General features: G+C 73.5%; 16 protein-coding genes. 10 read left to right on the top strand and 6 right to left on the bottom strand.

From position 1 onward, the window contains the following. Nucleotides 1-5: 5 nt before the first annotated feature. Nucleotides 6-401 carry a TOBE domain-containing protein gene (locus ACMATS_RS13505; protein WP_390776406.1) on the bottom strand — a complete coding sequence of 132 codons (396 nt, stop codon included), beginning with the start codon at nt 399-401 and terminating at the stop codon, nt 6-8. A 126-nt stretch (nt 402-527) separates the two neighbouring features. Then, nucleotides 528-3,230, bottom strand: a complete 2,703-nt coding sequence (locus tag ACMATS_RS13500; RefSeq protein ID WP_391152543.1) for a flippase-like domain-containing protein — start codon at nt 3,228-3,230, stop codon at nt 528-530. Between the two features lie 164 nt (nt 3,231-3,394). Here ACMATS_RS13500 and ACMATS_RS13495 point away from each other — a divergent pair, with 164 nt between their 5' ends. The 5 genes from ACMATS_RS13495 to nudC all read left to right on the top strand — a co-directional run bounded on the left by ACMATS_RS13495 (nt 3,395) and on the right by nudC (nt 13,146). Further along, nucleotides 3,395-3,745 carry an MGMT family protein gene (locus ACMATS_RS13495; RefSeq protein ID WP_358345371.1) on the top strand — a complete coding sequence of 117 codons (351 nt, stop codon included), beginning with the start codon at nt 3,395-3,397 and terminating at the stop codon, nt 3,743-3,745. A 189-nt stretch (nt 3,746-3,934) separates the two neighbouring features. After that, nucleotides 3,935-7,225: an ATP-dependent helicase gene (locus ACMATS_RS13490; protein ID WP_414168015.1), complete on the top strand. Its 3,291-nt coding sequence runs from the start codon at nt 3,935-3,937 to the stop codon at nt 7,223-7,225. 55 nt (nt 7,226-7,280) lie between these two features. Beyond that, entirely contained in the window at nt 7,281-10,688 is a 3,408-nt protein-coding gene (locus tag ACMATS_RS13485) for a UvrD-helicase domain-containing protein (protein ID WP_414168014.1), read from the top strand. A gap of 47 nt (nt 10,689-10,735) precedes the next feature. Next, a complete protein-coding gene (locus tag ACMATS_RS13480) occupies nt 10,736-12,142 on the top strand; it encodes a dipeptidase (RefSeq protein ID WP_414168013.1) in 1,407 nt (468 codons plus the stop codon). Between the two features lie 68 nt (nt 12,143-12,210). Further along, nucleotides 12,211-13,146, top strand: a complete 936-nt coding sequence (gene nudC, locus ACMATS_RS13475; RefSeq protein WP_390776411.1) for an NAD(+) diphosphatase — start codon at nt 12,211-12,213, stop codon at nt 13,144-13,146. Nucleotides 13,147-13,255: 109 nt separating this feature from the next. Here nudC and ACMATS_RS13470 read toward each other — a convergent pair whose 3' ends face one another. Next, a complete protein-coding gene (locus ACMATS_RS13470; protein ID WP_390776412.1) occupies nt 13,256-13,495 on the bottom strand; it encodes a mycoredoxin in 240 nt (79 codons plus the stop codon). Between the two features lie 164 nt (nt 13,496-13,659). Between ACMATS_RS13470 and ACMATS_RS13465 the strand changes: the two genes are divergently transcribed. From ACMATS_RS13465 to ACMATS_RS13450, 4 genes are all read left to right on the top strand, one after another. Further along, complete coding sequence (locus ACMATS_RS13465) at nt 13,660-15,840, top strand: ATP-dependent DNA helicase UvrD2 (RefSeq protein ID WP_390776413.1); 2,181 nt, start codon at nt 13,660-13,662, stop codon at nt 15,838-15,840. A 155-nt stretch (nt 15,841-15,995) separates the two neighbouring features. Beyond that, on the top strand, nt 15,996-16,286 hold the full coding sequence (locus tag ACMATS_RS13460; RefSeq protein ID WP_390776414.1) for a hypothetical protein: 291 nt from the start codon (nt 15,996-15,998) through the stop codon (nt 16,284-16,286). Between the two features lie 133 nt (nt 16,287-16,419). Next, a complete protein-coding gene (locus tag ACMATS_RS13455; protein WP_336414149.1) occupies nt 16,420-16,779 on the top strand; it encodes a WhiB family transcriptional regulator in 360 nt (119 codons plus the stop codon). Beyond that, the gene (locus ACMATS_RS13450; RefSeq protein ID WP_390776415.1) at nt 16,776-17,102 is read left to right on the top strand and encodes a hypothetical protein; all 327 of its coding nucleotides are present in this window, start codon (nt 16,776-16,778) and stop codon (nt 17,100-17,102) included. Before ACMATS_RS13455 ends, ACMATS_RS13450 begins: the two co-directional genes overlap by 4 nt. A 37-nt stretch (nt 17,103-17,139) precedes the next feature. Here the strand turns inward: ACMATS_RS13450 and ACMATS_RS13445 are convergent, their stop codons facing one another. Then, nucleotides 17,140-18,822 (bottom strand): IS1182 family transposase, encoded by a 1,683-nt coding sequence (locus ACMATS_RS13445; protein ID WP_414168012.1) that lies wholly within the window; start codon nt 18,820-18,822, stop codon nt 17,140-17,142. A gap of 158 nt (nt 18,823-18,980) precedes the next feature. Between ACMATS_RS13445 and ACMATS_RS13440 the strand changes: the two genes are divergently transcribed. Further along, nucleotides 18,981-19,196 (top strand): hypothetical protein, encoded by a 216-nt coding sequence (locus tag ACMATS_RS13440; RefSeq protein WP_414168011.1) that lies wholly within the window; start codon nt 18,981-18,983, stop codon nt 19,194-19,196. A 77-nt stretch (nt 19,197-19,273) separates the two neighbouring features. Here the strand turns inward: ACMATS_RS13440 and ACMATS_RS13435 are convergent, their stop codons facing one another. Continuing rightward, entirely contained in the window at nt 19,274-20,638 is a 1,365-nt protein-coding gene (locus tag ACMATS_RS13435; protein ID WP_390776417.1) for an ABC1 kinase family protein, read from the bottom strand. Between the two features lie 42 nt (nt 20,639-20,680). Then, the gene (locus ACMATS_RS13430) at nt 20,681-21,877 is read right to left on the bottom strand and encodes a ThiF family adenylyltransferase (protein ID WP_391152565.1); all 1,197 of its coding nucleotides are present in this window, start codon (nt 21,875-21,877) and stop codon (nt 20,681-20,683) included. Nucleotides 21,878-22,009 lie beyond the last annotated feature (132 nt).

Below are 22,009 nucleotides of genomic sequence, written 5' to 3'. Positions count from 1 at the left end.
CCCGGTCAGGCGCGGTCGATGTGCACGTTGGTGGCTTTGACGCGGGCGACGGCCTCCATGCCGACGGCCAGGCCCAGTTCCTCCACGGCCTCGCGGGTGAGGAGGGAGACCAGGCGGTGCGGGCCGGCCTGGATCTCCACCTGGGCGGCGACGTCGCCGAGCTTGACGGCGGTGATGATGCCGGGGAAGGCGTTGCGCGCGGTGGTGTACGGCGCCTCGTCCTCGCTGTTCGCCTCGGAGGCGAGGGAGACCGAGTAGGCCGCCAACTGCTCACCCTCGATGAGTCTTTTGCCCGACTCATCACGCTGTGTCGGTATGCGTCCCGCGTCGGCCCAGCGCCGCACCGTGTCCGGGCTGACGCCGAGCAGCCGAGCCGCCTGGCCGATGGTGTACGTGCGCATATGCGGCACGGTATGGCGATGAGGCTCGCATATGCAAGGTGGATCCCCGCCCCGAAGGGGCGCGGGGAACTGCGCGACCAGCCACAGCCGACCCGCACCCGACCCGTACCCGAACCGAGCCGGAGGCTAAATGGCACCCTTCCGCGTCAGCTGGTTGAAGCACAGCCACCCCGGCAGCACCGGCAGCCAGAACGTCATCAGGCGGAACAGCAGGACGGCCGGCGCGGCCGTCTCCGCGGGCAGCCCGGCCAGGGTCAGCGCACCGATGAGGACACCTTCCACCGCGCCCACGCCGCCCGGCGTCGGCGCCGCCGACCCCAGCGCGTTGCCCGCGAGGAAGACCACGGCCACGCTCGCGTAGCTCATGTCCCCGCCGAACGCCCGGATCGAGGTGTCCAGGCACAGCACGAACGTGGCCGTCAGCAGCAGCATGCCGCCGATGCCGTTGAGCAGCTTCCGCGGCCGCTGCAGCAGGTCGAGCATGCGCGGCACCACGCCCGCGAAGAGCGAGCGCACGCGCGTGGAGACGAACTTCCGCAGGAACGGGATGGCCGTCACGACCAGGACCAGTACCGCTGCCGTGAGCAGGCCGCCGATGACTGTGCGGGACGGGGGGAGCGGCGACGAGGTGTTCTCGGTGCCGGTGATGTAGCCGAACGTCAGCAGCAGGATGATGTGGCTCGCCAGACCGAACAGCTGCGACGCTCCCACGCTCGCCACGGCGAGCCCCGGCCGCAGCCCCGCGCGCTGCAGGAAGCGCGTGTTCAGGGCGACACCGCCCACTGCGGCGGGGGCGACCAGTTTGACGAACGAGCCGGCGACCTGGGCGACGACCGTGCGGCCGAAGGGCACCTTCTCCGGAACGAAGCCCAGCAGGCTCATCGCGGCCGCGAAGTAGCTCAGGGCGGAGAAGGCCGCGGCGGCCAGCACCCAGTACCAGTTGGCGTGTGCGACCAGGTCGCCAAGTTTGACGTGTGCGAGCTGCGAGAGCAGGAAGTACGCGGCGAAGGCACCCGCGATGGAGCTGATGAGGGTGCGCGGCTTGATGCGCTCCAGGCGCACCGGCTCTATCGGCGCCTGCGGGCGGATCAGCAGGACCTGCCGGCGGATCTGCGCGAGCAGGTCCTCCTCGCGGGCCTCCTCGGCCGCCACGTCGAGCGCCTGCTTCTCCGCCTTCTTCTCCGCCTTGAGCGCCTTGCGCTCGTTGACGTCCGTGCCCTTCTCCGCGCGTTCGCGTGCTCGGTGCTCCTTCTCGATGCGCGAGGCCTCCAGCACCGCGTCCCGCTCGCGCTGTGCGCGCTCGCGGGCGAGCTGGCGGAGGGTGGCCCGGCTGGAGCGGGTGAGGGCGATCGGCTGGAGCAGAGGGAGGCTGTCGGCGACCGCGTCGGGGCCCAGCACGGCCACGGCCGAGGCCACGGCCCGTTCGGCACCGACCCGCAGGCCGAGCGTGGTGAGCAGCTGGGCGATGTCCATCCGCAGGACCAAGTCGCCCGCGGCGATCTCGCCGCCGCGCAGATCGGTCAGGACGACATTGCCGGAACGATCCACCAGCAGGGCGTCGCCGTCGAGGCGCCGGTGGGCGATGCGCCGCGACTGCAGGGCCTGCACCTGCTGCCACGCGCCTGCCGTCAGCTCGTCGGTGATCTCCTCGTCCGGGATGGCGTCCAGGGTGCGGCCGCCGATGTGCTCGTAGACGAGCATCACGGCGTCCGGGCCGAGCTCGGAGGTGGCGATCAGCCGGGGCGCGTTGGCGCCCGCGGCGATGGCCGCGTAGGCCAGCAGGGCCTCCTGCTCCAGGGCCTGGCGCAGCGACTGCAGGCTGCGACGCTGCGTGATGCCGCGCAGGGCGAGGCGCTGCCAGACGCGGTAGAAGAAGCCCTGCGCCTGCTGTTCGCGGTCGACGACGGTGACGTCGAGCGGTGGGCCGTCCTCCAGGGTGACGATGTAGCGGCGGCCCCGGTCGTGGTGCTCGGTGTCCTCCGGGTCCTCGGTGCGCAGGGCGGTGACGGGGTTGAAGCCCACGCGCCGCAGCCCGGCGAGCAGATGCTGACCGGTCGGTCTCACGTTCGGCGAGCCGACCGCGTAGAGCGTGCCGTAGGCCACGGTCCAGCCGATCAGCACCGTGGTGACGATGGAGAACGGTGTGGTGTAGCCGTTCACCAGCACGGCGAAGGCGTCCAGCAGCAGCACCGCCCACATGGCCACCCGCCAGCGCGGGCGGCGGGACATGCCGACGGCCGTCATGTAGGCGATGACGGGCGCCAGGTAGCCGTGCACCGGGTCGGTGGCGCCGCCGGTCGGCGAGGTCTGGGTGAGCGCCCCGCGGATCGAGGCGGGCGCGCCCTGGGCGACCCACAGGTCGGTGGCCAGCGAGACGCCGTGCGCGAGGACGGCGGCCAGCACGCCGTCGGCGATGCGCAGCCCGTCCCGTTTGATCAGCCGCTCGATGGCGAACGCGACGGGCACGATGAAGATGGCGATGTTGGCCGCGAGCCCCGCGAAGTTCGCCAGCAGCTGGGGGGCCCGGCCGGTGCTCTCGCCGATGTCCCGCTCCAGCCCGGCGGTGGTGAAGTGGGCGAAGACGGCCAGGGCGAGCACGAGCGCGATGCCGAGGATGCCCAGGAAGAGCCGGACCAGGTCGGCGGGGCGGTGGACGCGGGCGGGGAGCAGGGGCTCGTCGCCGGAGACCTTGTCGATGTGGACCTCGCCGCCTTCGTACGTGTACGAGCCGCCGTCCCCGGAAGGGGGCAGCGCGCCGGGGGCGCGGGCCTCGTCGCGAGGCTGCGCGCCCTGTTGCTCGTCCTTGTCTTCTTCTTGGTCTCGTATCACCAGTCACCGCCCGGAAGATGGTGGCACGGCCCGGCCGGGCAACAGGGCATCAGGGTGCATTTCGCGGGCGCGGACTCCGGATCGTACGCCCTGCGCTGCGGTACTGCACTCTGAGTGATCGTCCGCCCGGGGCGTTGTCGGCGGGGTGCGGCAGGATGGGCCGCGTGAGCGAGCTTCCGGAGACCCTGCCCGAGTATGCCGAGCGGGTGCTGGCCGTGGCCGAGCTGATTCCGCCCGGCCGGGTGATGACGTACGGGGACGTCGCCGAGTGGCTCGGCGAGGGCGGGCCGCGCCAGGTCGGGCGGGTCATGGCGCTCTACGGGGGCGCGGTGCCGTGGTGGCGGGTCGTCCGCGCCGACGGGGTGCTGCTGCCCGGCCACGAGCTGCGCGCCCTCGCCCACTACCGCGCCGAGGGCACCCCGCTGCGCGAGGCGGGCCGGCAGGCCGAGGGACACGTGCCGCGCCTGGCGATGGCCCGGGCGCGCTGGGACGGCGATGTGACTCCGCACACGTGAGCCGGGCCGCGCGGCGGGGCCGCGCGCACCGTCCGCGGGCCCGTGGTCCCGGGGCAGCACCCGAACGGATGAGGCCGCGACGGGCGTGCGGAGGCTCCCCGGACGCCCTGCGCCCCGGCGGCCTCCTGGCGTAGCGTCGAGGACCGCGTCGCACCCACCCCCGCAACACCACCAGGACCGGCACCCCACGTGAGTCTCTCCCCGCCTTCCCGCTCACCGCATGCCCACCAGGCACGGCAGCCCGCCCAGGGCGCCTACCGTCTGGTGCGCACCCGGCCGGGACCCGTGGTTCCTCCTGAGCTGGACGCACGGCAGCGCGCCGTGGTTGACCACCGGGACGGCCCGCTGCTGGTGCTCGCCGGGCCGGGCACGGGGAAGACCACCACGCTCGTCGAGGCCGTGGCCGAGCGCGTGCGGCGCGGCACCGACCCGGAGCGGGTGCTCGTCCTGACCTTCGGCCGCAAGGCGGCCGTCGAACTGCGCGACCGGATGGCGGCCCGCATGGGCGCCGCCGCGGCCCCGCAGGCGACCACCTTCCACTCGTACTGCTACGCCCTCGTCCGCGCCCACCAGGACGCGGACCTCTTCGCCGACCCGCTGCGGCTGCTGTCCGGCCCCGAGCAGGACGTCGTCGTGCGCGAACTGCTCGCCGGCCAGGCCGAACTGGAGCGCGCGGGCCGCGCCGCCGTGCGCTGGCCCGACGAACTGCGCGCCTGCCTGACCACCCGCGGCTTCGCCGACGAGGTGCGCGCCGTCCTCGCCCGCAGCCGCGAACTCGGCCTGGGACCCGGCACGCTCGGCGCCTTCGCCGCCCGCACCGGGCGCCCCGACTGGCGGGCCGCCGCCTCCTTCATGGCCGAGTACCTGGACGTCCTCGACGCCTACGGGGTGCTCGACTACGCCGAACTCGTCCACCGCGCCGTGCTGCTCGCCGAGCGCCCGGAGACGGCCGCGGAGCTCGCCGGCCGCTACGACGCGGTCTTCGTCGACGAGTACCAGGACACGGACGCCTCCCAGGTGCGCCTGCTGCGCGCCCTCGCCGGCGGCGGACGGACACTCATGGCCTTCGGCGACCCCGACCAGTCGATCTACGCCTTCCGCGGCGCCGACGTCGGCGGCATCCTCGACTTCCCCCGCACCTTCGCCCGCCCCGACGGCACCCGCGCCCCCGTCGAGGTCCTGACCGTCTCCCGCCGCTCCGGCGCGAACCTGCTCGCGGCCACCCGGCAGCTCACCCGCCGCATGCCGCTCACCCGCCTGCCCGCCGACGCCGTCCGCGCCCACCGCGAGCTCACCGCCGTCCGCCCCGGCGGCCGGGTGGAGGCATACACCTACCCGACCCAGGGCGCCGAGACCGACAACATCGCCGACATCCTGCGCCGCGCCCACCTCGAGGACGACGTTCCCTGGCAGGACATGGCCGTCCTGGTCCGGGCCGGCTCCCGCTCCCTGCCGTCCCTGCGCCGCGCCCTCACCTCCGCGGGCGTACCGGTCGAGGTCGACGGCGACGACCTGCCCCTGCGGCACGAACCGGCCGTCGCCCCCCTGCTGACCGCCCTGCGCACCGTCGCTGAATCCGTCCTCCCCACGGAGGAGGACACCCCCTGGCTCGACGCCGAGACCGCCCTCGCCCTCCTCGCCTCCCCCCTCGGCGGCATGGACGCCGCCGACCTGCGCCGGCTCGGCCGCGCCCTGCGCGACGAGGAACGGGCCGCCGGCCGGACCGTCCCCCGCCCCTCCGACGAACTCGTCGCCGAGGCCCTCGCCGCACCGGAACGCCTCGCCGCCCACGACCCCTCCTACGCCCGCGGCGCCCAGCGCCTGGCCGCCCTCCTGCAGAGCGCCCGCGCCCTGCTCGCCGACGGCGCCACCGCCGAGGACGCCCTGTGGGCCCTGTGGAACGGCACCCCCTGGCCCCAGCGCCTCGAACGCGCCGCCCACCGCGGCGGCGCCGCCGGCCGCAACGCCGACCGCGATCTCGACGCGGTCTGCGCCCTGTTCGAGACCGCCGCCCGCGCCGAGGCCCGCACCGGCGGCCGCGGCGCCCTCAACCTCCTCGACGAGCTCGACGCCCAGGACATCGCCGCCGACACCCTCACCCGCCGCCCCGCCCGCCCCGACGCCGTGCGCCTGATGACCGCGCACCGCTCCAAGGGCCTGGAGTGGCGCCTCGTCGTCGTCGCCGGAGTCCAGGAAGGCCTCTGGCCCGACCTGCGCCGCCGCGGCTCGCTCCTGGAGGCCGACCGCATCGGCCGCGACGGCCTCGCCGAACCGCTCACCCCCGGCGCCCTGCTGGCCGAGGAGCGCCGCCTGTTCTACGTGGCCGCCACCCGCGCCCGCGACCGCCTGGTCGTCACCGCCGTCAAGGCCGCCGCCGAGGACGGCGACCAGCCCTCCCGCTTCCTCACCGAACTCGGCACCACCCCCGTCGACGTCACCCAGCGGCCCCGCCGCCCCCTCGCCGTCGCCGCCCTCGTCGCCGAACTGCGCGCCACCACCGTCGACCCCGCCGCATCCGCCGCCCTGCGCGCCGCCGCCGCCGAACGGCTCGCACGGCTCGCCGCCCTGCGCGACGAGGAGGGCAAGCCGCTGGTCCCCGCAGCCCACCCCTACCGCTGGTGGGGCCTGGCCGAGGCCACCCACAGCGAGGTGCCGCTGCGCGACCCGGAGCGCCCCGTCGCCCTCTCCGGCTCCGCACTCGGACAACTGGAGGGCACCTGCTCGCTCCAGTGGTTCCTGGGCCGCGAGGTCAAGGCGGACGCCCCCGCCACCGCCGCCCAGGGCTTCGGCAACGTCGTGCACGTCCTCGCCGACGAGGTCGCCTCCGGCCGCACCCCCGCCGACCTCGCCGTCCTGATGGAACGCCTGGAGTCCGTCTGGGACGCGCTCGCCTTCGACGCCCCCTGGAAGTCGCTGCAGGAGAAGGAGAACGCCCGCGCCGCCCTCGAACGCTTCCTGCGCTGGCACGTCCTGGAACGCGGCGGCCGCGGCGCCGTCGCCACCGAGCACCCCTTCGACGTCATACTCAAGGCCGACGACCACCTCGTGCGCATCCGCGGCTCCATGGACCGCGTCGAGCGCGACGGCCAGGGCCGCGCGTACGTCGTCGACTTCAAGACCGGCAAGGGCACGGTCTCCGCGGGCGACGTCGAGCGCCACCCGCAGCTCGCCGTCTACCAGCTGGCCGTCGAACAGGGCGCCGTGGACGAGCTGTTCGACGGCGCGCGGCCGGAGCCGGGCGGCGCCGAGCTCGTCCAGCTGCGCCAGGGCGCGGCGAAGAAGGACGGCGGCGACGCCCTGCCCAAGGTGCAGGCCCAGGAGCCGCTGGGGGAGGGGCAGTGGATCGGAGACCTGCTGGCCGCGGCCGCCCGCCGCGTCCTCGAGGAACGGTTCTCCCCGCGCCCCGGCCAGCACTGCACCCACTGCACCTTCCGCGCCTCGTGCACGGCACGCCCGGAGGGCCGCCATGTCGTGGAGTGAGCAGGAAACGCCTGGTCAGCGCCCGTTGTCAGTGGCCGCCCTTAGCGTTTCCGGTGTGACCCCGCGCCTGACCGACCCCGAGCAGCTCAAGGAGCTCCTCGGCATCCCCTTCACCCCGGAGCAGACGGCCTGCATCACCGCGCCGCCCGCCCCGCAGGTCATCGTGGCCGGAGCCGGATCCGGCAAGACCACGGTGATGGCCGCGCGCGTGGTCTGGCTCGTCGGCACGGGCCAGGTCGCCCCCGAGCGGGTCCTCGGCCTGACCTTCACCAACAAGGCGGCCGGGGAGCTCGCCGAGCGCGTCCGCAAGGCCCTCGCGCAGGCCGGTATCACCGATGCGTACGACGACGACCCCGACCGGGCCGCGGGCGAGCCGCAGATCTCCACCTACCACGCCTTCGCCGGCCGGCTGCTGAAGGAACACGGCCTGCGCATCGGCCTGGAGCCCTCCGCCCGCCTCCTCGCCGACGCCACGCGGTACCAGCTCGCCGCCCGCGTCCTGCACTCCTCCCCGGGCCCCCACCCCGCGCTCACCCGCTCCTTCGGCGACCTCGTCTCCGACCTGCTGGCCCTCGACGCCGAGCTCAGCGAGCACCTCGTGCCTCCCGCCCGCCTGCACGCCCACGACACCGAGCTGCTCGCCGCCCTGGAAGGCGCCCGGCTCACCAACGCCGACCTGCGCAAGGTCCCCGAGGCCGCCCGCGCCCGCCGCGAACTCCTCGGCCTCGTCCGGACGTACAGAGAGGAGAAGCGCCGCCGCGACCTGCTCGACTTCGGCGACCAGATCGCCCTCTCCGCCGAACTCGCCCTCGGCAGGCCCGAAGTGGGCCGCATCCTGCGCGAGGAGTTCGCCGTCGTCCTCCTCGACGAGTACCAGGACACCTCCGTCGCCCAACGGAAGCTGCTCGCCGGGCTGTTCGGCGGCGGCACCGGACACCCCGTCACCGCCGTCGGCGACCCCTGCCAGGCCATCTACGGCTGGCGCGGCGCCTCCGTCGCCAACCTCGACGACTTCCCGCGCCACTTCCCGCACGCCGACGGCAGCCCCGCCCGGCGCCACGCGCTCGGCGAGAACCGCCGCAGCGGCGGCCGCCTGCTCCGCCTCGCCAACCACCTCGCCGCCGAACTCCGCACCCGGCACGAGGGCGTCGAGGCCCTGCGCCCCGCCCCCGGCGCCGAGCACGACGGCGTCGTCCGCTGCGCCCTGCTGCCCACCCACGCCGAGGAGCTGGACTGGCTCGCCGACTCCCTCGCCCACCTCGTGCGCACCGGCACCCCGCCCGGCGAGATCGCCGTGCTCTGCCGCACCGCCTCGGACTTCGCCCGCATCCAGGGCGCGCTCGTCGCGCGGGACGTGCCCGTCGAGGTCGTCGGCCTGTCCGGCCTGCTGCACCTGCCGGAGATCGCCGACCTCGTCGCCGTCTGCGAGGTCCTCCAGGACCCCACGGCCAACGCCTCCCTCGTCCGCCTGCTCACCGGCCCGCGCTGGCGCATCGGCCCCCGCGACCTGGCCCTCCTCGGCCGCCGCGCCCGCACCCTGGTGCCCTACGGGGCCGCGGGGGCCGACCCCGGGCGGCGCCTCGCCGAGGCCGTCGAAGGAGTGGACCCGGCCGAGACGATCTCGCTGGCCGACGCCCTCGACACCTTCCTCACCACCGACGCCACCGACGACGGCCTCCCCTTCTCGCCCGAGGCCCGCATCCGCTTCGCCCGCCTCGCCGCCGAACTTCGCGACCTGCGGCGCTCGTTGGCCGACCCGCTGATGGACGTCCTCCACCGCATCCTGGCCACCACGGGCCTGGAGGTCGAGCTCTCCGCCTCCCCCCACGCGCTGGCCGCCCGCCGCCGCGAGACGCTCACCCAGTTCCTCGACATCGCCGCGAACTTCGCCGCCCTGGACGGCGGGACGACCCTGCTCGCCTTCCTCGGCTTCCTGCGCACCGCCATGCAGTACGAGAAGGGCCTGGACAGCTCGCTCCCCGGCGGCGAGAACACCGTCAAGATCCTCACCGCGCACAAGTCCAAGGGCCTGGAGTGGGACGTCGTGGCCGTCCCCGGCCTCGTCGCCAAGCAGTTCCCCAGCGAACAGGCCCGCGAGTCCTGGACCGCCCAGCCCCGGGTGCTGCCGCACGCCCTGCGCGGCGACGCGGACACCCTGCCCGGCGTGGACTCCTGGGACAGCAAGGGCCTGGCCTCCTTCAAGGCCGCCATGAAGGAGCACCAGCGCATCGAGGAACTCCGCCTGGGCTACGTCACCTTCACCCGCCCCCGCTCCCTCCTGCTCGCCTCGGGCCACTGGTGGGGCCCGGACCAGAAGCGCCCGCGGGGCCCGTCCGCGTTCCTGGAGGCCCTGCGCGCCCACTGCGAGGAGGGCCACGGCGAGATCGAGGCCTGGGCGGACGCCCCCGAGGAGGGCGCGGAGAACCCGGCCCTGCAGGCGGCCGCGGCCGACCAGCTCTGGCCGCTCCCGCTGGACCCCGCCTCCCTGGCCCGCCGCCGGGCCGCGGCGGACGCGGTCACGGCCCACTTGGCGCGCCTGGAGGCCGAGCCGCAGCATCCCGAAGCCCTGCCCGCAGCCCTGCCCGCTTACGACCCGGACTGGCCCCCTCCGCCCGAGGACGACGAGGAACCGGCGGACGACGCCCCCCTCGGCGAGGACGAGGACTGGGACTGGGACTCCCTGCCCACCACCCGCCCCCGGGTACCGGCCCCCCGCCCCGCCCCCGCGGCAGAGCAGCTCCTCCCCGAGGAGGCGCGCACCGTCACCTCCTGGGACCGCGACCTCGACGCGCTCGCCGGCGAGCTCCGCCGCGCCCGCGCCACGGTCCGTGACGTCGCCCTGCCCGCGAGCCTCACCGCCACCCAGCTGATGCAGCTCGCCGCGGACCCGGACGCCTTCGCCCGCGACCTGGCGCGCCCCATGCCGCGCGCCCCGCAGCCCGCCGCCCGCCGCGGCACCCGCTTCCACGCCTGGGTGGAGTCCCGCTTCGACGCCGTCCCCCTGCCCCTCCCCCTCCACGACCCGGACGACCTGCCGGGCGAGGAGGACGGCACGGAGATCGCCGACGAGCGCGACCTGGCCGCGCTCAAGGAGGCCTTCGAGCGCACCCCCTACGCCCGCCGCGTCCCGCACCGCGTCGAGGTGCCCTTCCAGCTCACCCTCGCCGGCCGGCCGGTCCGCGGCAGGATCGACGCCGTCTACCGCGCCCCGGACGGCGAGGGCTACGAGATCGTCGACTGGAAGACCGCCCGCGACCGAACCCTCGCCGATCCCCTCCAGCTCGCGATCTACCGCCTGGCCTGGGCGGAACGCTGCGGCCTGCCCCTGTCCGCCGTCACCGCGGCCTTCGTCCACGTCCGCGACGGCGAGACCGTGCACCCCACGGACCTGCCGGACCGGGCGGCGCTGGAGCGCATCCTCCTCGGCGGGGAACCGGAGGCGGAACCGGGGGAGGGATCATGACGGAACCCGGTCCCGGTCACACCCCGTATCCGGCTAGGCTCGAGGCCATGAGCAACACCCCGGACAGCGCCGTCCGCACCTGGATCGAAGGCCACCGCGCCGCGTTCCTCGGCGACCTCGTCGAGTGGCTGCGCATCCCCTCCGTGTCGGCGGACCCCGGCCGCGCGTCCGACGTGCGCCGCAGCGCCGAATGGCTGCAGGCGAAGCTCAAGGAGACCGGCTTCCCGACCGCCGAGGTCTGGGAGACGGACGGCGCCCCGGCGGTCTTCGCCGAGTGGCCCTCCGGGGAGGCGGACGCACCGACCGTCCTGGTCTACGGCCACCACGACGTCCAGCCCGCCGCCCGCGAGGACGGCTGGCACACCGAGCCGTTCGAGCCGGTCGTGAAGGACGGCCGGCTGTACGCGCGCGGCGCGGCCGACGACAAGGGCCAGGTCTTCTTCCACACCCTGGGCGTCCGGGCCCACCTCGCGGCCACCGGCCGCACCGCCCCGGCGGTCAACCTCAAGCTGCTGATCGAAGGCGAGGAGGAGTCCGGTTCGCCGCACTTCCCCGGCCTCGTGCGCGCCCACGCCGACCGCCTCGCCTGCGACGCCGTGATCGTCTCCGACACCGGCATGTGGTCCGAGGACACCCCGACCGTGTGCACGGGCATGCGCGGGCTCACCGACTGCCAGATCGACCTGTACGGCCCCGACCAGGACATCCACTCCGGCTCGTTCGGCGGCGCCGTCCCCAACCCGGCCATGGAGGCCGCCCGCCTGGCCGCCGCGCTGCACGACGAGCAGCACCGCGTGACGATCCCCGGCTTCTACGACGGCATCGCCGAACTCACCGACGCCGAGCGCGAACTCTTCGCGGAACTGCCCTTCGACGAGCAGCAGTGGCTGCGCACGGCCCACTCGCACGGCACCCTCGGCGAGGCGGGCTACAGCACCCTCGAGCGCATCTGGGCCCGGCCCACCGCCGAGGTCAACGGCATCGGCGGCGGCTACCAGGGCCCCGGCGGCAAGACGATCGTCCCCTCCTCCGCCCAGCTGAAGCTCTCCTTCCGGCTCGTCGCCGGGCAGGACGTGGAGCTCATCGAGCGGTCCCTGGGCGCCTGGGTGGCGGACCGGCTGCCCGAGGGCGTCCGGCACGAGGTGACCTTCTGGGGCGCGACCCGCCCCTGCCTGACGCCCCTGGACCACCCGGCGCTGCAGGCCGTCGTCCGGGCCATGGGCAAGGCCTTCGGGCAGAAGATCCGTTACACGCGGGAGGGCGGCTCGGGCCCCGCCGCCGATCTGCAGGACGTGCTCGGCGCGCCCGTGCTGTTCCTCGGCATCTCCGTGCCGTCGGACGGCTGGCACGCGCCGAACGAGAAGGTCGAGCTGGATCTCCTCATGAAGGGCGTCGAGACCGCCGCCCACCTGTGGGGCGAGCTCGCCGCGACCGGGCGCACCGGCCGGGCCTGACCGGCGGATCCGGAACCGCGCCCATGACGCACCATCATCACCATTCGCAGGGGGAGTTGGAAGCAGCCGTGACCACCTGGACCGACCTCGCAGCAACCCGGCCCATCACGCTCAGCGACACGAGCGGCATCGACCGCGCCGCGCACCACCGCCTGGACGAGGCGTGGCTGTCCGCGGCGTGGAGCCACCCGTCGACGCGGGTCTTCGTGGTCTCCGGCGGGCAGGCACTGATCGACGACACCCCCGACGGCCGCACCGAGCTGGTGATGACGCCCGCCTTCGAGGCGCCCGTCACCGAGACGCACCGCTACTTCCTGGGAGAGGACGCCGACGGCGTCGCCTACTTCGCCCTGCAGAAGGACGCGCTGCCGGGCCGGATGGACCAGTCGGCTCGGCCCGCCGGGCTGCGCGAGGCGGGACTGCTGCTCTCGCCGCGCGACGCGGGCCTGATGGTGCACGCGGTGGCCCTGGAGAACTGGCAGCGGCTGCACCGCTTCTGCTCCCGCTGCGGCGAGCGCACGGTGATCGCGGCCGCCGGCCACATCCGCCGCTGCCCGGCCTGCGGCGCCGAGCACTACCCGCGGACCGACCCGGCCGTGATCATGCTGGTGACGGACGAGAAGGACCGGGCCCTGCTGGGCCGGCAGATGCACTGGCCGGAGGGCCGCTTCTCGACGCTCGCGGGCTTCGTCGAGCCGGGCGAGTCCATCGAGCAGGCCGTGCGCCGCGAGGTCGCCGAGGAGGCCGGCGTCGTGGTCGGCGACGTGGAGTACGTCGCCAGCCAGCCCTGGCCGTTCCCGTCCAGCCTGATGCTGGGCTTCATGGCCCGCGCCACGTCGTCGGACATCCAGGTGGACGGCGAGGAGATCCACGAGGCGCGCTGGTTCTCGCGGGACGAACTGCGGGCCGCGTTCGCCTCGGGCGAGGTCCTGCCGCCCACCGGCATCTCCATCGCGGCCCGGCTCATCGAACTCTGGTTCGGCGAGCCGCTGCCGGCGAGCTGAATACCGGGGCGAAGCCCTGACCACCGTGCCCGTGCCGGGCCCCCGCCCACGGCGGGACGGCCCGGCACCCGGCCGACCGCTTCGACCTTCTCCGGCCCGATTGCCCGGATCAGGCGCCCAGGGTCTGCTTGACCTGGGCCAGAGAGGGGTTGGTGAGCGTCGTGCCGTTCGGGAAGAGCACGGTCGGGACGGTCTGGTTGCCCCCGTTGGCCTTCTCCACGAAGGCGGCCGCCTCGGGGTCGAGCTCGATGTTCACCTCGGTGTACGCGATTCCCTCGCGGTCCATCTGGCTCTTCAGACGGCGGCAGTAACCGCACCAGGTGGTGCTGTACATCGTCACGGCGGACATCGGGGCTCCTTAGGGGTGGGTGATGCTCCGCGGGTAGAACGTGCGTCCGCCGCGTGACATTCCCGCCGGGGCCACTCCCGTGAACTCCCGCATTAATACGACCGCACGGCCCCGGCTGTGGACAACGTTCCCGGTCGCCTCCGGGGACCTGGCAGCATGGCGGGGTGACAGCAGCAACGCACTCCTCCCTCTTCCCCCAGGTGCCGGCCTCCGCCGACGCAGTGCTCGACGGGCTCGACCCGGAGCAGCGCGAGGTGGCCATGGCCCTGAACGGGCCGGTGTGCGTCCTGGCCGGAGCCGGCACGGGCAAGACCCGGGCGATCACCCACCGCATCGCCTACGGCGTCCGCTCCGGAGTCCTCCAGCCCGCCAGTGTGCTCGCCGTCACCTTCACCAACCGCGCCGCGGGGGAGATGCGCGGCCGGCTGCGCCAGCTCGGCGCGGGCGGCGTCCAGGCCCGCACCTTCCACTCGGCGGCCCTGCGCCAGCTGCAGTACTTCTGGCCGAAGGCCGTCGGCGGCGAACTGCCGCGCCTCGTCGAGCGCAAGATCCAGGTCGTCGCCGAAGCAGCCGCCCGCTGCCGCATCCGCCTCGACCGCAACGAGCTGCGCGACGTGACGGCGGAGATCGAATGGGCGAAGGTCACCCAGACCGTCCCCGAGGACTACCCGGCCGCCGCCGCCAAGGCCGGCCGCGAGGTCCCGCGCGACCCGGCCGAGACCGCCCGCGTCTACGGGATGTACGAACAGCTCAAGCGCGACCGCGGAGTGATCGACTTCGAGGACGTCCTGCTCCTCACCGTCGGCGTCCTCCAGGACCGCCACGACATCGCCGAAACTGTCCGCCGCCAGTACCAGCACTTCGTCGTCGACGAGTACCAGGACGTCAGCCCCCTCCAGCAGCGGCTCCTGGAGCTGTGGCTGGGCGACCGCGACAACCTCTGCGTCGTCGGCGACGCCAGCCAGACCATCTACTCCTTCACCGGCGCCACCCCCGACCACCTGCTCGACTTCCGCACCCGCCACCCGCAGGCGACCGTCATCAGACTCGTCCGGGACTACCGCTCCACCCCTCAGGTGGTCCACCTGGCCAACGGCCTGCTCTCCCAGGCCCGCGGCAGGGCCGCCGAGCACCGGCTGGAGCTGATCTCCCAGCGCCCGCCCGGTCCCGAGCCGCGCTACGCCGAGTTCGCCGACGAGCCCGCCGAGGCCGAGGGCACCGCCCGGCGCATCCGCGAGCTCCTCGACTCCGGCGTGTCCGCGAGCGAGATCGCCGTCCTCTACCGGATCAACGCCCAGTCCGAGGTCTACGAGCAGGCCCTCGCCGACGCCGGGGTGCCCTACCAGCTGCGCGGCGCCGAGCGGTTCTTCGAGCGCCCCGAGGTCCGCGAGGCCGGGCTGCTGCTGCGCGGCGCCGCCCGTGCCGGCAGCCACGCCGACCCCCAGCTCGCCGACGCCGACGACCTCCCCTCCCAGGTGCGCGCCGTGCTGGGCACCCGCGGCTGGTCGCCCGAACCGCCCGCCGGATCCGGCGCCGTGCGCGACCGCTGGGAGTCCCTGGCCGCCCTGGTACGGCTCGCCGAGGACTTCGCCCGGGCCCGGCCGCAGGCCACCCTCGCCGATCTCGTCGCCGAACTGGACGAGCGGGCGAGTGCCCAGCACGCACCCACCGTCGAGGGTGTGACGCTCGCCTCACTCCACGCCGCCAAGGGCCTCGAATGGGACGCCGTCTTCCTGGCCGGCCTCACCGAGGGCATGCTGCCCATCACCTACGCCAAGACCGACGAGCAGATCGAGGAGGAGCGCCGCCTGCTCTACGTCGGCGTCACCCGGGCCCGGCTGCACCTCACCCTGTCGTGGGCGCTCTCCCGGACCCCCGGCGGCCGCCCCTCGCGCCGCCCCAGCCGCTTCCTCAACGGGCTGCGGCCGGGCTCCGCCGCGCCCCGCCCGGGCTCGGCGGCCGCGGCCGTCCAGGGTGGCATCGAGCGCGGCGACCGGCGCAGACGCCGTGGGCCCGCGCGCTGCAGGGTCTGCGGCCGCACGCTGACGGATGCGGGCGAGATCAAGCTGATGCGCTGCGAGGACTGCCCCTCGGAGCTGGACGAGGCGCTCTACGAGCGGCTGCGCGACTGGCGGGCCGAGCAGGCCCGGCAGCTGGGCCAGCCCGCCTTCTGCGTCTTCACCGACAAGACCCTGCTCGCGATCGCCGAGGCCGTTCCGGGAACCGAAGCGGAGCTCGCGGGCATCTCAGGTGTCGGAGGGCGCAAGCTGGACAGGTTCGGCGCCGAGGTACTGGCCCTGTGCGCGGGGGCGGAACCGACGTCGCAGAACTCCCCGGAAAAATAGTTTGCGCGCGCGGAGGGCATACCCATAGCCTTCCGAGCAGGGAAACAGCGGTTCTTCCGAGAGCTGCTGTGTCCGTGCTGTACTTGCAGGACCGAAACCGAAGAGCAGGACCGGTAACCACCGGTCCCCCGAGACGCCGAGAGGAGGCGGAGACAATGATCAGCTTTATCGCAGGCAACAAAATGACCGATCGCCAGATCGGCTCCGCCAGCATGCTCGGCTCCGCCGCCGGTTGCTTCCGGGGCACCGGTGTGTCCGCCGACGTCCCGGTGTTCTTCGAAGAGCGACCGACCCAGGCGTCTGCGGTAGCGGCAGCAGCGGTGGCACAGGCGAAGCCCTATGCCCTCGCGGCGGCGGCCAATGGCGCCGGATCCCTGCACCTGCAGCACCAGAACGACTCGATGTGGGCCTTCCGTGGGCTCGAACCCTGGAGAGATCCAGCCTGATCGGCGAGATCAGGTCGGCACCTTCCAGGGCCGCGGAACCCACACCGGGATCCGCGGCCCTTTTGTTTGCCCCCCGAACCTGGGGAACCAGCCCGGCCACCAGCCGGAACAACAGACGAGGACACACGACACCGTGCACATCTCCACGCACACCCCGTCAGCCACCGACTTGATCCCCCCGCCTGTGCCCACGGAGGACACCTTGACCCCCCTCACCACCCTGACCGAGCTCGACGACGCGATCGAGAACCTCGGCGGCTCGGTTCCCTGCCGCAGCTATGACCCCGAGGTCTTCTTCGCCGAGTCCCCGGCCGACGTGGAGTACGCCAAGTCGCTCTGCCAGACCTGCCCGCTCCGCGAGGCCTGCCTGGCCGGCGCCCAGGACCGCCGTGAGCCCTGGGGCGTCTGGGGCGGCGAGCTCTTCGTCCAGGGCGTGGTCGTCGCCCGCAAGCGGCCCCGTGGCCGTCCGCGCAAGAACCCGGTCGCCGCATGAACGCCGCCGGCACCATCGACCGCCCCACGACGCACGACCCCAAGAAGCAGGATCCGACGATGCAGCGCCCGTCCCCCGAGCCATTCGGCTCCGAAGCCCCCGTCCGTGACACCTCCGGTGTGCTGAAGTCGCGCCAGAACAGGAACCTCGAAATGCAACTCATCCCAGAAGCCCTGGCCCGGGCCCATATGCAGGACCGCCTGCAAGAGGCCGAGTCCGAACGCAGGGCCATCCGGCTGGTCGCCGCCCGGCGGATGCAGCGCCGCGCCGAGCGCGCCTCGCTGCGCGCCCGCCGAGCTCTGGCCATGGCCGTGATGCACTGAGACGACTCACGGGGCCGGTCCATCGGGACGCTGCTGGCTAATTCGGCCCCTGCTTTGCCCCGTCGAGCATCAGCTCGACGGGGCAAAGTCGCGCGAAGTGGCTGGTGCGGGTGCGGGCTCGTGGTGTGCCGGTGAGATGGGCGTCGATGCGGGTGAGGTTGAGGGCTGCTGCGGTGAACTGGTGCTGGAGACTGGTCTTCGCCAAACCCCGGTAACGGGATCTGCGCAGGCCGCAGCGCCCGACGGCCTGCGAGATGGTGCCCTCGACACCGGCGCGGATCTTGTAGCGCTCTTTCCAGGCGTCGGTCTGCTGCTCGGCGCGGATGCTGCGGATGGCGTCGTGTTCGGCCCGGTGCTGCCGCAGCATGATCTCCCGACCGCGGCTGGAGGCCGACTTGATGCATGAACGCCGGTCGGGGCAGGGGCCGCAGCGGCTGTCGGGAAACCGCACACGGATCACCGGCAGGCCCTTTGAATCGGTGCGGGGATACCACTGCGTGGCGGTGGCCCCGCTGGGGCAGGTGGCCTGCCTGCGTTCCCAGTCGATGGTGAACGCGTCCAGCCCGAAGGCGCCGTTGGCCTGGGCCGAGGTGTTGCCGGTCAGCGGCCCGTGCAGTTCGACGCCGTGATCGTTGCGGGCGGCGAGGACGCGGGCGGCGGTGGGATAGCCGGCGTCCACCCAGTGCTCGCTGGGCAGGCAATTTCTGGCCGCGAGGGACGTGTGGATCTCGTCGTTCATCATGCTGTCCGCGACCGTGGCCACGGTGGTCGCCACGTTGGTGACCAGGTTCGGCACGTCCTCACCACAGGTCTCGGTGAGATGGACTTTGTACCCGTCCCACTTGGTGTCCCGCTTGACACCGACCCGAGCGTCCAGGTCATAGGGGGTGACCAGGCGCATCGCGCCCGGCGGCCGGTCTTTTGGGTCCCTGCACCTCACCTCCCCCTCCACCACCGAGAACTCCTGCACCCACACTCGGCGCAGGGCCTCTACTTCCTGAAGCTCGTGCAGTCCCGCCGGGGCATCGGCGGCGCGGACCGCCTGGAGCAGGTGCATGCCGTCCCGGCCGATTCGGGCTCCCACTTCGTCTCGCTTCGCGCTGGCTTTGGGAAACCGGGAGTCCTCGGCCCGCGTGGCGTAGTGGCGGAACCAGTCCGGCCCCGCGACCTGCACCAGCCAGTCGCCAGCGGTCTGCGCAAGAGCGTTCAGCGCCGCCCGCAACGTCTCCGCCACCAGTTCCAGCCGACGCAGGTCACGTGCCGACGACAGCACGTGCGAGGAGTCCGTCCGGGCCCGGCCCGCGCTCTTGAGCAGCCCCTTCTCCCGGGCCGCGGCCAGCACACCATCCAGCACCCGACGCCCGCCGTCCGAGGCGGCCAGCCGGTCCCGGAACTCCGACAGCACCGAGAAATCGAAGCCTGGATCGTCGAGTTGAAGCCCGAGCGCGTACTTGTAGTCGATCCGCGCCCGAACCGCCTCCGCGGCCTGGCGGTCGGTCAGCCCCTCAACGAACTGCAGCACCGACACCAGAGCCAGCCTGGCGGGAGACCAGGCAGGCCGGCCACGCACAGCAAACAGATCCGCGAAGTCCTCGTCACGGAACAGCACCCCGAGCTCGTCCCGCACCCGGATTGCCAGGCTCCCCTTCGGGAACGCGGCGCGAGCCACCCGCACCGTCTCTGCCGGAATCTCCCCCGGACCCTTCGGCTGCATCGACATCGACACCCACCCCCCCGTGCGCAAAAACGTCGGTCCCCACGACCACAACCGGGTTATGAGGACCGACGTCACGCGAGAGACCGAATAGACCAACAGCGTCCATCGGGACCGGCCCCGTTGTGCGCTTCCGGACCGGGCGCGGGGATATCGTCTGGGAGGTGGACCAGAAGACGCATGAACCAGTGCAGTTGGATCCTGAGGCCACCGAGACCGCCGCGCCCCTCACGTGCGCTCGCTGTGGCACCGCCGCCGACGGTACGCCGCCGACCTGGACCTGCTCCGTCGAGAACGGCACCCGCCGCTACTTCTGCGACGCCTGTGCCCGCGCCAACATCAGATCCATCGAAGGGCGCTTGGACTCGTCCTGGTGGTGAGGGGAGCGGGGGTTGGTGTTGACGTCCCTCCCGGGGGGCCTCCCCCCCCCGCCCCACCCCTCCCCCCCCTGAAACCGTCAGGCCGGTGTTTCCTCGCTGCGGGTGTCCATGGCGAAGCCGGGGACCCACGCCTCCATTTCGTCGCGCAGGCGTACCGTGGCGCCCAGTTGGCACAGCACCCCGATGGTGCTCATCGTCACCCGGTGTATCAGCAGGTAGGCCGGAGGCAGGTTGAGCTGCCGGGCCAGCTGGTACGCGGGGGAGCGCGGGTCGGCTATGCGGGTTGCCTGGGAGCGCAGCCAGTCGCGGGTGAAGGTGAACGCATCCACCTGCGCGGGCTCGATGATCGGGACCAGGTAGTCGAGGATCGCGGCCGGATCCAGCTCGATCTCAGGCTTGACGAAACCCTCGTCCTGCAGCAGTTCGTGGACCGCTTCCGCATCGCCGTCCAGGGCCAGCCGCAGGGCCGTGCCTATCTCGACCGGGAGCCCCTGCGGAAGCCGGTCGACGGTGCCGAAGTCCAGCACGCCCAGCCGCCACTTCTCCGGCGGACCGTCCGGCGCGTCCCCCGTCAGCAGCCGGAAATTCCCCGGGTGCGGATCGGCGTGCAGCAGGCCCGTGCGGGCTGCACCGGAGAAGAGGAACCGGGCCAGCAACTGCCCTGCACGGTCCCGCTGCTCCTGGGTGCCGTTCGCTATCACCTCCGACAGTGGCACCCCCTCCAGCCATTCCGTCACCAGCACTTGGTCGGAGTGATGGACCACATCGGGCACCACCACATCGCCGTCGCCGGAGAACTCCCGGGCATGGGCTCTCTGCGCCCGTGCCTCCAACTCGTAGTCCAGCTCCTCCGCGACCCGGTCGCGCAGCTCCGTGATCAGAGGCTTGATGTCCATGCCGGGAATCAGCGGCCCCAGCAGCCGGGCAAAACGGCCCAGTTGCGTCAAGTCCGACAGGAGTGCATCACCCGCACCGGGATATTGCACCTTGACCGCGACCTCGCGGCCGTCGTGCCAGACCGCGCGGTGCACCTGTCCGATCGACGCCGCTGCCGCCGGCCGGTCCTCGAACTCCTCGAAGAGATCCCGCCAGTCCTCCCCGAGCCGCTCCGCCAGGGCCGCGTGCACCGATGCCGTCGGCATGGGCGGGGCGGCCTCCTGGAGCTTGGTCAACGCGGCCCGGTAGGGGCCGGCTATCTGCTCCGGAAGCGCCGACTCGAACACGGACAGCGCCTGACCGAGCTTCATGGCCCCGCCCTTGAGCTGCCCCAAGGTGGCGAAGAGCTGCTCGGCCGTCCGCTGCTGGAGCTCCGCGGCGATCATCTCCGCAGGCCGCCCTCCGATGCGTTTGCCAAGCCCGAGCGCAGTGCGCCCCGCGAACCCCAAGGGCAGCGCGGCCAACTTGGCGGTCCGAGTGACCGCCTTGCGGGGTAGATCAGACATGCGCCCCTCCAACTCGCTGAACAGCCACGCCGCGGACGGCGGTTACCGGGTCATTGTCCCGTGCGGCATCCCCGCGGCCGGAGCGTCCCCCGGACCGGGGGAACCCGCTGCGCCGCACGGACACCGCGGATGCGGCTCCACAGGCCGCGGTGACCAGGCGGGACCCGGCAGTGCCAGATCCAGCCGGACCCCCGCGCCCGCGGCGGACCCACCGTCGAGAAAGGCCAGCGCCCGCACCACGGTCAGCCCCGCCACGACCGTGGCCAGTGCCATGTCGCAAGACGGTACCCCCGGCCCCCGGCCCGACCTCCACTGGGCGAGCATCCGCGGCCATGCAGGGTCCCGCTCGGCCCGGCCGAGCTCGATGCAGGCGGCGCAGGCCGTCGCGCCCGGCAGCACCAGCGGGCCCACCACTCCCGTGGCCTCCAGAACTCCCGCGTACATATGGGGAGTACCGGACGAGAGGAACTCCTCGGCCGCTGCCGGATCCGGTGCGTAGGCCGCGAGGCCGTCGCGCGGGGCGAACACCACCAGTGCCAGAGGCGGCTCGGCGGCCCGGTCCCCGTCGCCCCCGGCGCGGGACCGGGGGCGGGGCAGGGGCGCGGCCCGGCGGACCGCCCGGCGGGCGGCGGAGTCCCGCCGCTCGCCCGTCCGCTCCGGGTCCACCCCGCCGGGCGCCACGTCCCAGGGCTCGACGCAGCCGCCGTCCATCACGTCCACCTGCCCGACCCCCGAGGCCGAGAGCAGGGCCGCGACGGCTGCGCCCACCCGGCCGGCCCCGCGCACCTGCACCCGCATCGTCTGCCGGGCGGCCATCAGCCGCATCGCCGCGCCGGGTTCGTGGTGGAGGACGGAGAGCGAGGCCAGGTCGGGGCGGAGCCGCTGCAGGGCGTCGACGTCGCTCCGCTCGCGCAGGGCGGCCGCGCCGGCCCCGCCGCCGCGCGGATCGTCGAGCAGGCCGGCTGTGCCGAGCCGCTCCACCAGGCCGTCGGCCTTGCCCTCCGGCAGTCCCATGCCCCGGGCCTCCTCGCGGAGCAGGGGCAGGCCGCGGGTCCCGTCGAGCAGGCCGAGGAAGCAGCTTGTCGCGGTGTCGACCGGGCCGACGAGGACGGCGTGTGCCGGGCCCACGCCGAACTGCACGTGGGCCCGGTCGCGCCAGGCCCGCCGCAGTGCAGGCTTGATCATCGGGTGCGCGGAGCCGGGACGGGCCCGGACGGTGGGCGTCGGGTGTGCGGACATGGTTCCCCCTCGGTTTCGCCGGGCCGGGCCGATCCGGTCGGCGACGGGATCAGCATGCCCGTCCTGGCGAGGGGGTGCGCGGAGTTGTCCACAGGGCAGGGATGATTGTCATACAAGCCGTGCGCTACGGGT

Source organism: Streptoverticillium reticulum (assembly GCF_047456005.1).
Lineage (GTDB): Bacteria > Actinomycetota > Actinomycetes > Streptomycetales > Streptomycetaceae > Streptomyces > Streptomyces reticulum.
Note: the sequence above shows the minus strand (reverse complement) of the source record. Positions and strands in the feature narration are given on the sequence as shown.

Excerpts from the sequence above, each read along its gene's own strand:
- ACMATS_RS13460 (WP_390776414.1), top strand. The coding sequence starts at position 15,996 with ATGATCAGCTTTATCGCAGGCAACAAAATGACCGATCGCCAGATCGGC.
- ACMATS_RS13505 (WP_390776406.1), bottom strand. The coding sequence starts at position 401 with ATGCGCACGTACACCATCGGCCAGGCGGCTCGGCTGCTCGGCGTCAGC.
- ACMATS_RS13480 (WP_414168013.1), top strand. The coding sequence starts at position 10,736 with ATGAGCAACACCCCGGACAGCGCCGTCCGCACCTGGATCGAAGGCCAC.
- ACMATS_RS13435 (WP_390776417.1), bottom strand. The coding sequence starts at position 20,638 with ATGTCTGATCTACCCCGCAAGGCGGTCACTCGGACCGCCAAGTTGGCC.
- ACMATS_RS13445 (WP_414168012.1), bottom strand. The coding sequence starts at position 18,822 with ATGTCGATGCAGCCGAAGGGTCCGGGGGAGATTCCGGCAGAGACGGTG.
- ACMATS_RS13470 (WP_390776412.1), bottom strand. The coding sequence starts at position 13,495 with ATGTCCGCCGTGACGATGTACAGCACCACCTGGTGCGGTTACTGCCGC.
- ACMATS_RS13430 (WP_391152565.1), bottom strand. The coding sequence starts at position 21,877 with ATGTCCGCACACCCGACGCCCACCGTCCGGGCCCGTCCCGGCTCCGCG.
- ACMATS_RS13450 (WP_390776415.1), top strand. The coding sequence starts at position 16,776 with ATGAACGCCGCCGGCACCATCGACCGCCCCACGACGCACGACCCCAAG.